This is a genomic window from Brevibacillus jepli, from assembly GCF_047229145.1.
Classification (GTDB): Bacteria; Bacillota; Bacilli; order Brevibacillales; family Brevibacillaceae; genus Brevibacillus.
Genome location: NZ_JBFEFW010000021.1, coordinates 1 through 13,957, shown reverse-complemented (window position 1 = coordinate 13,957; position 13,957 = coordinate 1). Strand labels below are relative to the sequence as shown.

At 44.6% G+C, this 13,957-nt stretch carries 16 protein-coding genes; 3 read left to right on the top strand and 13 right to left on the bottom strand.

The features are described 5' to 3' along the window. Window positions 1-13 precede the first annotated feature (13 nt). Window positions 14-532 (bottom strand): DUF2179 domain-containing protein, encoded by a 519-nt coding sequence (locus tag AB1L17_RS21140; RefSeq protein ID WP_412847167.1) that lies wholly within the window; start codon window positions 530-532, stop codon window positions 14-16. Between the two features lie 456 nt (window positions 533-988). On the opposite strand from AB1L17_RS21140, the gene AB1L17_RS21135 reads away from it, so the two are divergent. Continuing rightward, a complete protein-coding gene (locus AB1L17_RS21135; RefSeq protein WP_412847188.1) occupies window positions 989-1,507 on the top strand; it encodes a DUF3231 family protein in 519 nt (172 codons plus the stop codon). A 184-nt stretch (window positions 1,508-1,691) separates the two neighbouring features. On the opposite strand, the gene AB1L17_RS21130 is transcribed toward AB1L17_RS21135, so the two are convergent. From AB1L17_RS21130 to AB1L17_RS21080, 11 genes are all read right to left on the bottom strand, one after another. Then, window positions 1,692-2,618 carry an ADP-ribosylglycohydrolase family protein gene (locus AB1L17_RS21130; protein WP_412847168.1) on the bottom strand — a complete coding sequence of 309 codons (927 nt, stop codon included), beginning with the start codon at window positions 2,616-2,618 and terminating at the stop codon, window positions 1,692-1,694. Between the two features lie 37 nt (window positions 2,619-2,655). After that, a complete protein-coding gene (locus tag AB1L17_RS21125; RefSeq protein WP_412847169.1) occupies window positions 2,656-2,853 on the bottom strand; it encodes a hypothetical protein in 198 nt (65 codons plus the stop codon). Window positions 2,854-2,949: 96 nt separating this feature from the next. Then, on the bottom strand, window positions 2,950-3,240 hold the full coding sequence (locus AB1L17_RS21120) for a DUF3817 domain-containing protein (RefSeq protein ID WP_412847170.1): 291 nt from the start codon (window positions 3,238-3,240) through the stop codon (window positions 2,950-2,952). 185 nt (window positions 3,241-3,425) lie between these two features. Beyond that, a complete protein-coding gene (locus AB1L17_RS21115; RefSeq protein WP_412847171.1) occupies window positions 3,426-3,953 on the bottom strand; it encodes a PadR family transcriptional regulator in 528 nt (175 codons plus the stop codon). A gap of 12 nt (window positions 3,954-3,965) precedes the next feature. Then, entirely contained in the window at window positions 3,966-5,489 is a 1,524-nt protein-coding gene (locus AB1L17_RS21110) for an MDR family MFS transporter (RefSeq protein ID WP_412847172.1), read from the bottom strand. A 137-nt stretch (window positions 5,490-5,626) separates the two neighbouring features. Beyond that, a complete protein-coding gene (locus AB1L17_RS21105; RefSeq protein ID WP_412847173.1) occupies window positions 5,627-6,268 on the bottom strand; it encodes a hypothetical protein in 642 nt (213 codons plus the stop codon). 204 nt (window positions 6,269-6,472) lie between these two features. Continuing rightward, on the bottom strand, window positions 6,473-7,156 hold the full coding sequence (locus AB1L17_RS21100; protein WP_412847174.1) for an FHA domain-containing protein: 684 nt from the start codon (window positions 7,154-7,156) through the stop codon (window positions 6,473-6,475). Between the two features lie 25 nt (window positions 7,157-7,181). Then, window positions 7,182-8,096, bottom strand: a complete 915-nt coding sequence (blaBBI, locus tag AB1L17_RS21095; protein WP_412847175.1) for a BBI family class A beta-lactamase — start codon at window positions 8,094-8,096, stop codon at window positions 7,182-7,184. A 233-nt stretch (window positions 8,097-8,329) separates the two neighbouring features. Beyond that, window positions 8,330-8,728 carry a penicillinase repressor BlaI gene (blaI, locus tag AB1L17_RS21090; RefSeq protein WP_412847176.1) on the bottom strand — a complete coding sequence of 133 codons (399 nt, stop codon included), beginning with the start codon at window positions 8,726-8,728 and terminating at the stop codon, window positions 8,330-8,332. A gap of 43 nt (window positions 8,729-8,771) precedes the next feature. Further along, entirely contained in the window at window positions 8,772-10,541 is a 1,770-nt protein-coding gene (locus tag AB1L17_RS21085; RefSeq protein ID WP_412847177.1) for a BlaR1 family beta-lactam sensor/signal transducer, read from the bottom strand. A 247-nt stretch (window positions 10,542-10,788) separates the two neighbouring features. Beyond that, window positions 10,789-11,358 carry an FAD-dependent oxidoreductase gene (locus AB1L17_RS21080; protein ID WP_412847178.1) on the bottom strand — a complete coding sequence of 190 codons (570 nt, stop codon included), beginning with the start codon at window positions 11,356-11,358 and terminating at the stop codon, window positions 10,789-10,791. Window positions 11,359-11,660: 302 nt separating this feature from the next. Between AB1L17_RS21080 and AB1L17_RS21075 the strand changes: the two genes are divergently transcribed. Further along, window positions 11,661-12,539, top strand: a complete 879-nt coding sequence (locus AB1L17_RS21075) for a YpjP family protein (protein ID WP_412847179.1) — start codon at window positions 11,661-11,663, stop codon at window positions 12,537-12,539. 41 nt (window positions 12,540-12,580) lie between these two features. Beyond that, entirely contained in the window at window positions 12,581-13,117 is a 537-nt protein-coding gene (locus tag AB1L17_RS21070; protein WP_412847180.1) for a hypothetical protein, read from the top strand. Between the two features lie 54 nt (window positions 13,118-13,171). Here the strand turns inward: AB1L17_RS21070 and AB1L17_RS21065 are convergent, their stop codons facing one another. Beyond that, window positions 13,172-13,702 (bottom strand): GNAT family N-acetyltransferase, encoded by a 531-nt coding sequence (locus tag AB1L17_RS21065; RefSeq protein WP_412847181.1) that lies wholly within the window; start codon window positions 13,700-13,702, stop codon window positions 13,172-13,174. Window positions 13,703-13,957 lie beyond the last annotated feature (255 nt).

Below are 13,957 nucleotides of genomic sequence, written 5' to 3'. Positions count from 1 at the left end.
TCGTCACAAGGGATTATCCCCGCAGGCGGTTCACCCAGAACCCGCCTTTCAAATGTTTCGGCTCAAAGGAGATTACGAATGCTTTTGGTGCAATTTCATGAATCAGGCTCCAAAGTTTTTTCTCGTTGCTGCGCTTGGTCAGCACCTGCATCATGAGACGGTGTCCGTCGCGCCCCTCTGCTACCCAGGAAGTAACACCGAAGCCGTGCTCGCGCAGCTTCACAGGAACCTCCAGATCGACAGAATCCACGACTACCTGTAGCGTGACATAGCCCAAGGCCAATTTTTCCTCGATCTTGCTGCCGATAAATACACCCATTCCCCAGCCAATACAGTACGCAGCCAAGTTGATCGGATTGTCCAGATTGTCCAGAACAATTTCTAACCCTTTCAAATACACGAATACTTCCACCATCGCCACAAGTGATGCCAACACCCGATAGCCCTTGATCACCATCAGTAGACGCAGCGTAAAAAACGAAACGTATAAAATGTTGATCCCGATGATGATCAAAACAAACGCCAAGCCCATTGCTCTCCTACCCCCACCCAGTCCGGGTTCATTTTGTAATCGAGATAATCATATAATTGAAGATATTTTTATTACAGCGGTAAAATTCGGGTATAGTAGAAAATTTCCCCTGTCTATCTTTTGCAAATGCCACCTGGACTTCCGCTATTTTAGCTGCACTCGGTTTGACCGTCATCGCTTACCTGATTGGCGATCAATTAATATGACGCGCGACCAAAAATACAATAGCCACGATTGCAGATGCAGTGATCGCTGCTTTTTATTTATGGGCAGTTGCTAGTTGGTTAGATTGGCCATTAAGTTTTGGGGAATATAATTCTCCTATCCCCTTTATGTTCCTTTTTCTTAAAGCGGATATATCCGGTCCCCCATGTAAACCTTATCTTTGGGTTACATCACAACGATAGGAGAACCCGAATGGATATCAAAACTCTGCTGAGTACCGGGAGGACGTTAATGGGTATATTATCAGGCAATCCGCAAAATGAACCCATGCATTATGGTGAAGTTTTTGGAGTATGGATGTATCTGGCAACAACAAAGGGCTTGATTGCTGCTTATCAAACAGCACTCAACCACACTGGTGATCATGATCTGAAAAGCTACATCGAAGACATTACGCGAAGCATGAAACAAGAAGTGGAACAACTGGAAGAGTTACTCAAAGCGAATGGGGTTGGATTGCCACCTACACCACCGGATCGCCCGGTAGCTAATCTGGAAAGCATTCCGGTCGGTGCTCGTCTTAATGACCCTGAGATCGCGACCGGTGTGTCAAGAGACATTGCAGCCGGCTTGCTTACTTGCAGTCAAATGATGGCTCAATCCATTCGAGAAGATATTGGAATGCTCTTTGGTCAGTACCATGTTGCAAAAGCCCAATTTGGCCTTAGATTGCTGCGCATTTTAAAAGAAAAGGGCTGGTTAGTTCCGCCGCCACTTCATATGCAAGCGCCAGAACTGGTACATGCCTAATCTTGGGGATAGGCACTACCTGATTGGTAGTGCTTATCGTTTTTCACCTGTTTTCGTCTGGGGGATACTCGATTGAAAAAACAATTACGATATTTATTATGACTTATTCGCACTTCTGCTAATTGGGATAGGATGGCTATTATACAGGCGAACAAAATCCAAATAAGCTATTCCAATCTGTGGATTAACGGGTAGCATGCTCGTACAATTTCTCAGCGTACTCCTCAATCAAATCACGCTTCGCCAATAGCCCTAGCATCTGCTGAGGCAAGCCCTCTACTCCGTAATAAGCACCTGCCAATTGACCGTAAACAGCGCCAGTGGTATCTGCATCATCACCAAGGTTTACGGCCAGGAACAGGCCTTCTTCAAAAGACTCACTAGTATGAAAAGCCCAGAGCGCTGCCTCCAGTGATTCCACCACATACCCTGACCCTTTGATTTCTTGCCGTGTTTTTTCTTTATAGGAACCATTGGCGACACGGGCAATCTCAGGATCAAGCGGTTGCTTCTCCCATAGCTGGGCAACAGGAGTGAACGACTCCGTGAGCAGCTTCTCTTTCGGAATACCTTGCAAGGCCCCCAACAGCAGCGCACCGAAAAACCGGCAGCCATCTATCGCTCTTGCAGTCGCGTGTGTTGTACGTGAGCTGCGAGCGCAATATTCAATGGCGAGCTCCGGTTGCTTTCCATAATAGAGTGCGACTGGTGCTAGCCTCATGATCGAGCCATTCCCTGCCGCCATCGGATGATCCACGCCACTAAACGGATTTTTTGTCTGCTCAAAACGCCACAGTGCTTCTTTCGTGATATTCCCGATATCGAAACAATGGTCCTTGCAGCTCATATACCCATTTCGAAACCAGGCTACATATCTGTTCATTTGATCAACCGGATCGAAGCCGTTCTTCGTAATCAAGCTCTCGGCCAAGCACAATGCCATCGACGTATCATCCGTCCATTCTCCTGGCGCTAAATCGAACGGTCCTCCCCCGACCATTTCCGTAAGTGGCTCGAAGGTCCCCGGTTTGCGAAATTCTAAAGTAGTGCCGAGTGCATCTCCAACAGCCAAACCTAACAAACTACCAGCATAGCGGTCACGCAGCTCCACACCTATCACACCTTTTTATCGGAATTATCTGTTCAAATTAGACAAAACATCTGGCAATCACATTTTGTCCGACGTACTGTTCGTTTAACTCATCCGTCGCAACCTTTTCTTCTGTGCTTGCTAGCGTGATAATCTGCGGAAGAACCAGCTTGAAACGGTCCTCCATCACGGTTTCGAGAACATAATGATCCTCTTCGTCCCACAAAAGAATTCCTGCTAAAATTCTGGTCTCCACACAGATCCCCTCCATTTTTTTCTCTTTTGAATATGTACGAAAGACGGGTACAATGACCCGCCTTCTAGTGCCTTACCTAATGTGTAATGTGAATACTTACTGCTCTTTTTTCAGACGTGCATCCAGAACAAAGTTGCCGAATGGCAGCAAGGATGCGATAAATGCTCCTATGACTTTCAGGAAGGACCATTTGTTTGTCATTGTAACATGGGCCAATGCCAAAATATACAGGACAAAAAACAATCCATGAAGCGAGCCGGCAATTTTTACTGCGGCTGGATAATCCCAAAAATACTTAAGTGGCATTGCAATTCCGAGAAGTACCAAATACGAGATACCTTCGATTAAACCGATGAGACGAAAGCGTCCGAGCGGGGAGTTCATCATGTGTGGGTACCATCCTTGCCTACGAATTAATACTATTATTAGAAAACTTGGCTACGCCACGCTTTTGGCGTGGACTTAGTTGCACTTATACTATTATCCTAGTAAATTTCTATACCTTATAAATAGTATAAACGAAAAACTATCGAAATGATGATAATAGTCTATTGTTCATAATATATTCAAAATCAACGGCCCCACGCCTCTTCGCGGATACGTTCCATCCACCGAAGCTCTGCATGCAAATGCTCGATCGCCCCGATGAGAATCATACCTGCTCCCCAGCTCAGCTTCCCCTTTTTTTGCTCCTGAATCGATTCCAAAAGCCCAGTTAATCGCTTGACCTCCTGAATGTTACCTTCAAGAGCCTCCTCCATTTTTTGTGGATCACCATACGAAGCAAACGTCAGTGCTGCGTAGATTGGATTGGTAAGCTGCATCGGCTTTTGCAGCTCCTGCAGGAGAAGCTGCTGGAATTGCTCCTCGCCTTTTGGGGTGATGCCATACATCGTCTTATCTGGGCGATTGGACTCACGAATAACTTCTTTGACCTCAATCATCCCGTTCTTCTCCAATTGGTCGAAAGCATAGTAGAGTGAGCCTTTGGCGTATTTGATGTAACAATCCATTCCCCTAGCCTTCACCTGCTGCTGAACCTCGTAAGGATGTTTCTCCCCTTCCATCAGCAACCCTAGCACAAGCAATTTTAGACTCATGACGATTCTCCTCTATCCGCGTTCCAGATTCGGTTTCGGTGTGGATGGCGATTTTGTCAGCGCCCGATCATCCCCCATCAGAAAAATGCACACGAGAGCAAGAACCGCAGGAACAAGCGCCCACATAAACGTATTCGCAATAGAAGAGGCGAGGATATCAATCATTTGATCCAAAACAGGGGCCGGAATGGATTCACGTGCTTCTGGCGTCAAAATCGCTCGCGGGTCCGTAATGGCATTCGTCATCCCTTGACCCCCGAAGGCAGATAGCATTCCGTTTTCAAACGAGTTTCGCTGCAAGATCCCAAACACCGTAATTCCCAGTGTCATCCCCAACGAACGGGAAAAGGAGTTCGTCGAGCTGGCCGATCCTCTTTGTCGCATGTCAAAGCCATGAATCGCAGAAATCCCCAGAGTGGAGAAAGAGAAGCCCACGCCAAACCCTGCAATCACCATGTAAAGTGTCACGATCGAGCGAGGAATATCAGGAGTCAGCGTACTCAAAAGGAAAATACCCGGTATGAAAAAGACCGCTGACAGAAGCATAATATTACGGAAGCTGGTCTTCGTCGTCAGAAAACCGCCGAGCTGGCTGCCAGCAACTGAACCGAGCATCATTGGAGTCAACAGCAATCCGGCATTCGTCGCCGATCCACCATATACACCTTGTATAAAGATCGGCAGGTATACTGTGGCAATAATGAAGGCAGCTCCGTACAGCAGAGCAATCGCATTCGTAGTGGCAAATAAACGCTTCTGAAACATCGAGAACGAAATAATCGGATCAGATGCCCGCTTCTCGACAAATAAAAAAATCACAAACAACAAGAGAAAGGAAGAAAACAAGCCAATAATCTGCACGGAATCCCACGCGAATTGATTACCGCCCAGCTCCAGAGCAAACATCAGGCTCACAACAGCACCGACAAGCGTAATCGCTCCCCACCAGTCAATACTCTGCTTGCGGTATTCGAGCGACTCCTTGTAATACATCGCGATAAACCAGAGAGACAAGGCACCAATCGGTACATTGATGTAAAAGATCCAATGCCAGCTGACATACTCGGTAATGTACGCTCCGAGCAACGGACCAAATACGCTGGACGTACCGAATACTGCTCCGAAAAGTCCGGTCATTTTTCCGCGCTTCTCAGGTGGGAATACATCAAAGATGATGGTGAAAGCAATCGGCATCAAAGCTCCGCCACCGATCCCCTGAATGGCGCGATAAATGCTCAGCTCGACAATGCTGTTCGCGGTTCCGCATAAAATGGACCCCACTAAAAATACGACCAGACCAAATATGTAGAAACGCTTTCGTCCATACATATCGGAGAGCTTACCAAAGATCGGCATCCCCGCCATCGTGGCAACCATATAAGCGGACGTCACCCAGACAAACTTGTCCATACCGCCCATCTCACCGACAATCGTTGCCATCGCCGTAGCGACAATGGTATTGTCCATGGAAGCCATCAGAAGACCAAGCAGCAGCCCCGCTACAACCAAATTCACTTTACTTTCTCTTGCTATCATTGCTTTGCCCTCCTCACAGGTCAAATCAAACTACTATACGTTATTATATTCAAATTTGACTAGTACCCTAAAAAAACTGCTCCCTTATTCCGGAGCAAAATTTTTTTCAACGCTCATTTACAGCTTACCTCTATGTATTATCGCCCGAACGGCGATGGCTGCTGGGCCTGATTGCCCTTCCACATCTTATATGCTGCTTCTGACATCGGTTCCACAGTCGGTTTAATCTCGCCTGTGAATGGATTCTTATCATACGGCATGTTAAACGTCCGTGTCCCGTCACTCTTGCGCATCAAGGAGCCATCCGACAGCCTTACCCAATTGCTGCCTGGTCCTCCATCGTCTACGACATAGAGGCCGTTATCATCCCATGCCGGATACGTTGGCTCATTATTCACTGGAGGACGTGCGGTCTGTTTCTTGACCGGTTTTGTTGCTGATTTCGTCTTTTGCGCATTCTTCTTTGGTTTTTTGCTTGATTTGGCAGCTGCTACCGCTTTTGGTTTCCCATCATTCTGCTGTGGCGTTGGCGCGGTTGCAGTTGTCGGTGCTGACGTTGCTATTGGCTTTTCAACCGGATAGGCGGAAACATTAGCGGCGCGCGGACCTTGATTGGCCAAATCCATGGCGGGCATTGCAGTACCTGCTTTTTGCGAGACAGATGCTGTTTTTGTATTTGTTCGTCCATCTGTTTTTACCGCGTGAATAAGCGTCGGCCACAAATAGGCGTTGAAGCCTAGTAAAGCCACCATCAAGACAATACCTACGATTTTTTTCATAATGAGGACCCCTATGACTGAATGATTAGAAAATAGAGCAAGACTTCTGGCCTATATCAAAAGTTTAGTCGATTGGAAGAAAAAAGAAAACACCTTCTTTCCATTTCTCAGGTGCTGTCGTCATTCATATGAGGTTACTTACAAAAACAAACACCTTCTCACGTTTGTCTTGAGAAGGTGTTTGTTTTGTCCCTTAATCAGGTTTCAAACATCTAACCGATACCCATATCGCGGAATCGTAGTAATTTGTTGCCCGTAGTGCCGAAGCTTTTTCCTTAATCGATATACGAGCGCATTGACTTCCACCCGCCCGACATCTGGAACATGCCCCTCATGCAGCAGTCGCTCTGGCCAAACTGTCAGCATAATTTCTTCAAAACTAACGGCCTTGTTCGCATTTTGGTATAAAAGCTTCAGCAAATCCATATCTTTTCCGGTCAAATGCAGTCTAGTCCCATCGAAACGAACTTCTCTTCTCTCCAGATGAATCTCCAATCCTGGCATAAGCGAAGCGTTCTTTGGCTGTGTGAAAGGGAGTTCACCAGTAGCCTCCAGTCTATTCACCTCTCGTAAAAAGACGAGCTCTGCCACACCTTTTGACAAGCTTATTCGATCGCCATGACGAAGAATGTGAGAGGAATGATAAACGGGCATCCCGTTTACCTCTGTGCCATGCTTGCTTTCCAGATCGATTATCTTGTAATCGTTCCCGATCTTTTGAAAGGCTGCATGCATTCTCGAAATGTACGGACTAGAAAATGTAATGTCCAGTTGACTACGAGTTCCCCTCCGCCCGATTGTACAACGATCCTTGGTGAGATACTTGCGCGTGGTAATTTGGTTGGGGTCCCCTTTTTTTACGAGTAAGTATGCACCGTTGTCTATCATGGTGATCACCTCACTTGTTGATCGATTACGGTTGTGCAGCCGTCAGCGCTTCAACAGCAACCTTGGTAGCTTCAGCAATGAGCGCATCATCATAAGTGGCGTCCTGCTGATCTCTACTAGACAACACGGCAATGACAATGGGCTTTTTATTCGGTGGCCATATGATGCCTATATCGTTTCGTGTTCCATAGCTTGCCGCTCCCGTCTTATCGCCGACCTTCCAGTCTTTGGGGACGCCCGCCCGGATCAGCTTGTCTCCCGTCGTGTTGCCTTGCAGCCACTCCGTAAGAATCTTTTGCTTATCAGACGACAGCACATCCCCTACCGTATAGGCTCTTAGGCTCGTTGCAAGTGCCTTAGGTGTGCTTGTATCACGAATATCTTCTGGCTTAGCCTCATTCAATTCCGTCTCGTAGCGCTCGGAAGTCGTCACACTATCACCAATCTGTCTCAGCGCTGATTCAAAGCCTTTAGGTCCACCCAATTCTTTGAACAAAAGGTTTCCCGCCGTGTTGTCACTATAGCGAATCGCAGCGTCCGCAACCTCGCGAAGCGTCATCCCTGTCGCTACATGTTTTTCTGTGATGGGTGAATAAGTAACGAGATCGTCCTTGGTGTAGGAGATCACTTTGTCGAGCTCTTCCAACGATTTCTGATGCAAGAGTGCACCTGCGGCTAAAGCCTTGTACGTAGAGGCAAAAGCGAACCGTTCATCGTGGCGATAAGCAACTGCCAAATTGGTGTCGGTGTCGATCGCATATACACCGAGTCTCGCATCAAACTTGTTTTCCAGCGCAGCGAACTTTTGATCCATTGCAGATGGAGGCGTTTCCGTTTTCGCGAGAGGTGTTTCTGTAGAAGAGCAACCGGTGAGTGTGATAAACGTGAGAAAAATCGTATTCATTGTAAATCTGAACAGTCTAGATTGATAATCTTTCATAGATGTCAAACCTCTTTCTAGGAAGATAATTAAGACTACATATGTAATATCGTACTACATTTGTAATCAACTGATTTCGCGATAATATTACACGCGTAATCCACTAGTGTCAATCTCCTTTTTCCTCAAAGGAAAAGCGCTACATCCATCTTTTTGAAAATAAAAAAACGCCCTTTTCAAGCAAACTGGATAACCGTAACTGGTTTTTCCAAGTCAGCTTGAAAGGGCGTACTCTATTTTTTTGGATGATCGGTCGCTGATTGTTTCGCATCCAATATGGAACGCAGCTCCTGAATTTCCTCGTCCGATAAGGATTCCTTCTGGATGAACTGAACCAGCATCGATTTTAGAGCCCCACTGTAAATCCGCTCCAGAAATGACTGTGCCTCGGCGTGCTGGCATTCATTTTGCGAGTACAATGGATAAAACGTATAGACTCTTTGGTTTTGATTGACTCCAACGGCATTTTTTTGAACCAAACGATTCAAAAGAGTACGTACTGTTTTTGGATTCCAATCCGTTTGACCCTGCAAGGAGGAAATAATTTCGTTGGCCGTCAGCGGCGACTTTTCCCATAGCACATTCATGACTCGCCATTCCGCTTCTGAAATACTTGGCATAGATGCAGACACTGAAGTCTCCCCCTTTCGATAATCATGACTGAAAGAGCAAAGGCTAGTAGAGACCTTTCGCTTTCAAAATAGACAAGGTTATTCCTGCTGCTGCAGATCCATTCGCGTCATCTTCGTTTTGTATATTTGTAGCAAAGAAGTAGGTGCCTTCCTCGTTCTCTACATACCCGATAAACCAACCGTTCACATCTTTTTGATTGACGGTGCCCGTACCTGTTTTCCCGGAAAGAATCGACCCCGCTTTTTCCGATAACCGGATGGACTTTTTCACCGTCTGGATATTTTTATCTTGAAAGCCAAACTGGTTCGTATAGAACGCTTTTAATAATTGTACCTGCTCCACCGGAGAAATCTTCAAGGAAGATTCTATCCAATATTGGCCGATTCCACCAGATGTATTGTAATTTCCGTAGTTCAATTGTTCCAGAAAAACTTGAATCATATCCGGTGAGATGCTCTTATCCACCTCTTTAAAATACCAGTTCGTGGAGTTTCGCATCGCTGTAAACAGATTTTGATCCCGGTTCCACTGCTCATACGGATAGCGGATTCCATCCCATTTTAACAGGGAATCTTCGCTCGTAATCACATTGGCCTCCAAACCAAACAAGGAGAGAAAAATCTTGTAGGTGGAGTTCGGTGAAACTCGTTGTGTACTTCCTGTTTTGTTGTAAATCTGATACTCGTCGGCTTTCAAATCATATAAAACAAAGCTACCTTCATAGCCACGGAAATAGTTGTCTAAATCCTCGTAAATGGTTCGATCATCTTGAAAATGATAGCGACTGCGATCGTCGGCTAAAGCGGAACCAACAAGAACCTGACTGGCAACCAATATGCCCACCATGGAAAAAATAACAGTACTTTTCAACTGCAACAGCTTTGATTCGGCCTTGTGGGATGCGATTTTCTCGATTCGTTTTTTTACTGCCTTCTTGGACCCGTTTAACTGATTGGCCAAAACGACATTTCCGGCTCGACTTTCTTTATCCAAAAACTTAATGATGGTATGACCGTACTCCACATAATTTCGCTTGTCTAAAACGTTCAGTACTGCGACGTCACAAGCAATTTCCCGGTCCACTCGCATTTCTCGAAAAGCCAGCCAAACCAACGGATGGAACCAATACACAAGCTGATAGACGACAGTCACATAGTTCATCACGATATCATGGTTTTTTTGGTGCATCAGTTCATGCAAGAAAATATGCTTCATTTCATTAGTCGACAGCCACTCGCCAAAATGACTGGGGAGAACAACATACGTCGTAAAAACACCAAACGTCATCGGAGATTTGACCAGCCTGGATTGTGCTAGTACGATGCGCCGCGTTAGTTTTACATCTTTCTTGCATTGTTCAAATAAATCGAGGATTTCTTGATTGGTGATCACAGATGCCGTTCGCTTGATCTGCCGGATATTTAACCAGGCTGATACCGTGAACAATGCACAAACGATCATGCCGACTACCCATATGCTCACGAAAATCGTAGACAAGGAGTCCGGTGTATAGCGACTTACCGACAACGTTAAATCCTGTACCCAATTCGCATTTTCAAACACAGGAGCTTGGGCAGCTAGCGTAGTACCGCCAGCTTCATTACGCTGATTCATGCCTGAAACGAACAGATTCCCAAAATCAAAAAAGTAATTCGGGATAAAAACTGGCGTCAAGGCGACCAGCAAGAGAAACCACAAATTGTACTGCCATCGAGCCGACAGCTGTGAGTGAAATAGTTTTCGAATCAAGAAAATAAGGGCGATCGTGCAGGAAGAAACGATCAAGGTTATTACCACATGATTGACGAGCATGCTCCCTGTCTCCCTCCCCTCTTACACAGGCTATCTAATAAAAATAGAATCCGTATCAATTCTTTAGAGCAACAGGAACGCTCTTCAACCTGACAGGATTCTTCTCTTCGCGTAGCACAATTAGCTTCATTATGTCAAAAACGAGATCACGATACAAGCGATTCATGTTGCCAAGAAGACTTTCATCAATCGGAAGAAAAAAGAAAACACCTTCTTTCAAATAGGAAGAAGGTGTGTCCAACCTGATTTAGTTCGTTTTCAAAACATCGTGATCGACGTAACGCTCGCCGTTCAATTCGCTGATGACATTGATGGCAACCTTGGCGCCATCTCCCGAAGTAATGATTGTATGTACGCTTACGCCTGCGCACGTGCCTGCTGCCCAAATCCCTTCGATGTTCGTCTTCCCTTGTGCATCGACATCGACAACGGTTTTGATCCGTGGCTCTGTACCTTCTTTGGTATTTACCCCAATCGCTTCTGCCAAAGTCACGAGCGCACCCGTAGCGAGAATGACATGTTTCGTCTCAAAGCTGCCTTTTTCCGCTGTCTCTACGAGTAAGCCCTGCTCCGTTTTGGTAATGTTGCTCACTTGATCGGCTACCAGCTCCGCACCGAATTTCGCTGCCTGCTGCTTGCCGATCTCAATGAGATCTGGACCTGAGATTTCCATGATGCCGTAATGATTTTCCATCCACGCGCGCTTGGTCATGCTTTTGTCATTATCAATCAACAACGTCTTCTTACCTGCTTTTGCAGCAAACAATGCCGCACTTCCTCCTGCCGGGCCTGCTCCAATAATCACGATATCAAACAAAGAAATCTCTCCCTTCCAAAATAACTTTTACAACATAATTATATACTATATTTTTTAAAATTTCACAACATATTTACTAGCTTTACCGTGAATTTATTTTCTTCCCCTTTGCTCTTTTACCATTCTTCTGGTGTTTGAAATTAATTTTTTCACCCCAAGATGCTTCTCTTTTTTAGCCTTGTTTAGAGCTCTAACACTTATACACACCATTAATGAAGCGGAATCTTCAAATAAACATTTGATATTTTCAAAAGTTTATATTATTGTATTATTTGGTAAATATTTCAAATGGGAGGATTAAAATGATTGACTTTATTAAAAAAGGAAAAAAACTTTTTCTAACCTCACTTGCCTCAATGATGTTATTCAGCACTACTCTTACATCTAGTTTTGCTGCAGAGACCGATATATTAACCAAATCATCAGTTAATGAAATGCTTCAATACGAATTTTCCAGTGAAGTAATGACAGATGACAAAGATAGACTTGAAAAATCACTTACCGATACTTTCGAAAATCTTGACATAGTTCTAATTGGTATGAAACATGATAAGGATCTTCGAGAGGCATTTTTAGAAAAAACTACACTGGAAGATGAAGTTAGGAGAGATTTAGAGGAATATCTTTCAAGTAGTCAAGATGATGAAGCAGAACTCAACAAATTAATTCAAGACGTAAAAGACCAGATAGTAGAGAATCATTCAGTATTACCTGAAATAACAGAGGTACTGCTATTGCAAAGCAACTCTAGCATTAAAAGCGAAGAAAAAGTTCAAGCTACAATATTACCAATTCTACTAAGATTTGCGCTTAAAGAAGCAGTTAAGAAAAAAATGGGGAAAAAAATACAAAGAATGGCCTATGACGAATTCGAGGAAAGAATAGAGTCAGAGATATGGGCAGAAGTTGAAGCGTTGCACCAACAATATGACGGTGATATTGATTATGAAGGCCCAGAATCAAAAAACGCTAGAAATGGAATTAACCAGGGAGAGAAGGTTTTCAATATTATTAACAAGAGAAACAATAAAGACTTATTGAGATTTCACATGAAAAGAGTGGACGACGGTAGAAGCATTGACTTCCATTGGCATAAAAGAGATGATAATTTTAAGTGGCATCATGGTCAGACTCAAATTACGAGAAATAATCAATTTCCAGATCATTGGGGAGAAGATTAATCTATAGGTAACCCAATTTTCTCTTCTGCATTAAGGAGTGAATGACAATCGAACTTCGAATAGGCTTTGTGATTGGCAACAAAATTGATTGCAACAAAGTACGGGAAATTTTATACGCCCATGAAAACAAACAAACTGCATCTTGCAGGGTTGTATTAGACTTTATGGAGATGGACCCAGAGATTTTCTTAAATTGTCCCTTTTCTTCCACAAGAGAAGTACTCATTAAAGATCACGCTCAGCTTGAAGCTGAACTTTCCCAATTGTACGATTTTGTATGGGTCGAAGTATTAGGGGGGATTGAGAGGCACGGACACCCTTGCGTTACTATCTCTGAAACAGAATATGAAGGTAAGCTAATCCATACGTTAGACAAGAGAATGTTCATCTTTTTACGAGATATCATCAGTGACGATCAGGGGATACAACTGCTTGAGAAAATTAACCATGTCCCAAAACCATTACAATGGCTCGTCCTACCAAAAAAAGACGGCAAAACTCCACCCCCAGCGTATATTCTTGACGAAATGGAACAATGGGTTCACAAGTTAATTGCATACGAGGTAGAAAATAAATAGGAAAGGGCTATCTCAAACGTCTTGTAAACTGACCGATGAGATAGCCCTCTACTTTTACGAGAATCGTGTAATCCAGAATCGTCGGATGACCAATCCATCCTCGTCTGTACATTCCGACTCAAAGACGCCCCCGTTCTTCCGAATCGTTTTTTCCGATGCAACATTATCATAATCGCAAATCACCAATACTTCGTTTATACCCAACTCAGTCGTGATACCTAAGGCTTGCGCTAAAATTTCCGTCGCATACCCTTTGCGTCTCTCGGACGGCCGGATACCATATCCGATGTGCCCACTGTATTTGCGTAACCGCTCGTTGAGACGGTGCCGAATATTGACCGCACCCACAATTCGTTTATCCCCTGTTACCAACCAATACGTCGAATGAGGAACCCAGCCATCCGGAAGGTTTTCTTCGATGTTCTCACTATCCAAAAATTCCAGGTACGCAGGAAAATCGTAAGGTTCTCGATCGACCACCCACGGAACGATCGGCTCCCCACTTTCTTTCCACTCTTCATAAAAGGCGATATACTCTGCTTGTAATTCTGCACAAGGCTTCGTTAAATAAAGCTGCCCACCCATCGACTCCACTCTCCTTTCATATATTTCTGTAAAATTCTTTCTATTATATCGGCAAGGAGTGAGAGTTACTAGCCCTTTTCCCCTTCTTGAATCACTTCCATTTTGATTACCAAAAGCAGCGTAGGAAGAAGCGCATTTCCAGTCCAAGCGCCTCTGGAGCCCGACCCAGCGTAGGAAAAAATGGCGGGGAATTTCAGCTTCACTGATATGAACGAGGACTGTCAATAGCATGACGGCCCCGTTTTTTCTTTATTC

What these genes read in the sequence shown, in the direction of transcription:
- AB1L17_RS21100 (WP_412847174.1), bottom strand. Translation starts at nt 7,156, where the DNA reads ATGATAGACAACGGTGCATACTTACTCGTAAAAAAAGGGGACCCCAAC.
- AB1L17_RS21110 (WP_412847172.1), bottom strand. Translation starts at nt 5,489, where the DNA reads ATGATAGCAAGAGAAAGTAAAGTGAATTTGGTTGTAGCGGGGCTGCTG.
- AB1L17_RS21115 (WP_412847171.1), bottom strand. Translation starts at nt 3,953, where the DNA reads ATGAGTCTAAAATTGCTTGTGCTAGGGTTGCTGATGGAAGGGGAGAAA.
- AB1L17_RS21075 (WP_412847179.1), top strand. Translation starts at nt 11,661, where the DNA reads ATGATTGACTTTATTAAAAAAGGAAAAAAACTTTTTCTAACCTCACTT.
- AB1L17_RS21065 (WP_412847181.1), bottom strand. Translation starts at nt 13,702, where the DNA reads ATGGGTGGGCAGCTTTATTTAACGAAGCCTTGTGCAGAATTACAAGCA.
- AB1L17_RS21070 (WP_412847180.1), top strand. Translation starts at nt 12,581, where the DNA reads ATGACAATCGAACTTCGAATAGGCTTTGTGATTGGCAACAAAATTGAT.
- blaBBI (WP_412847175.1), bottom strand. Translation starts at nt 8,096, where the DNA reads ATGAAAGATTATCAATCTAGACTGTTCAGATTTACAATGAATACGATT.
- AB1L17_RS21135 (WP_412847188.1), top strand. Translation starts at nt 989, where the DNA reads ATGGGTATATTATCAGGCAATCCGCAAAATGAACCCATGCATTATGGT.
- AB1L17_RS21085 (WP_412847177.1), bottom strand. Translation starts at nt 10,541, where the DNA reads ATGCTCGTCAATCATGTGGTAATAACCTTGATCGTTTCTTCCTGCACG.
- AB1L17_RS21140 (WP_412847167.1), bottom strand. Translation starts at nt 532, where the DNA reads ATGGGCTTGGCGTTTGTTTTGATCATCATCGGGATCAACATTTTATAC.
- AB1L17_RS21105 (WP_412847173.1), bottom strand. Translation starts at nt 6,268, where the DNA reads ATGAAAAAAATCGTAGGTATTGTCTTGATGGTGGCTTTACTAGGCTTC.
- AB1L17_RS21120 (WP_412847170.1), bottom strand. Translation starts at nt 3,240, where the DNA reads ATGATGAACTCCCCGCTCGGACGCTTTCGTCTCATCGGTTTAATCGAA.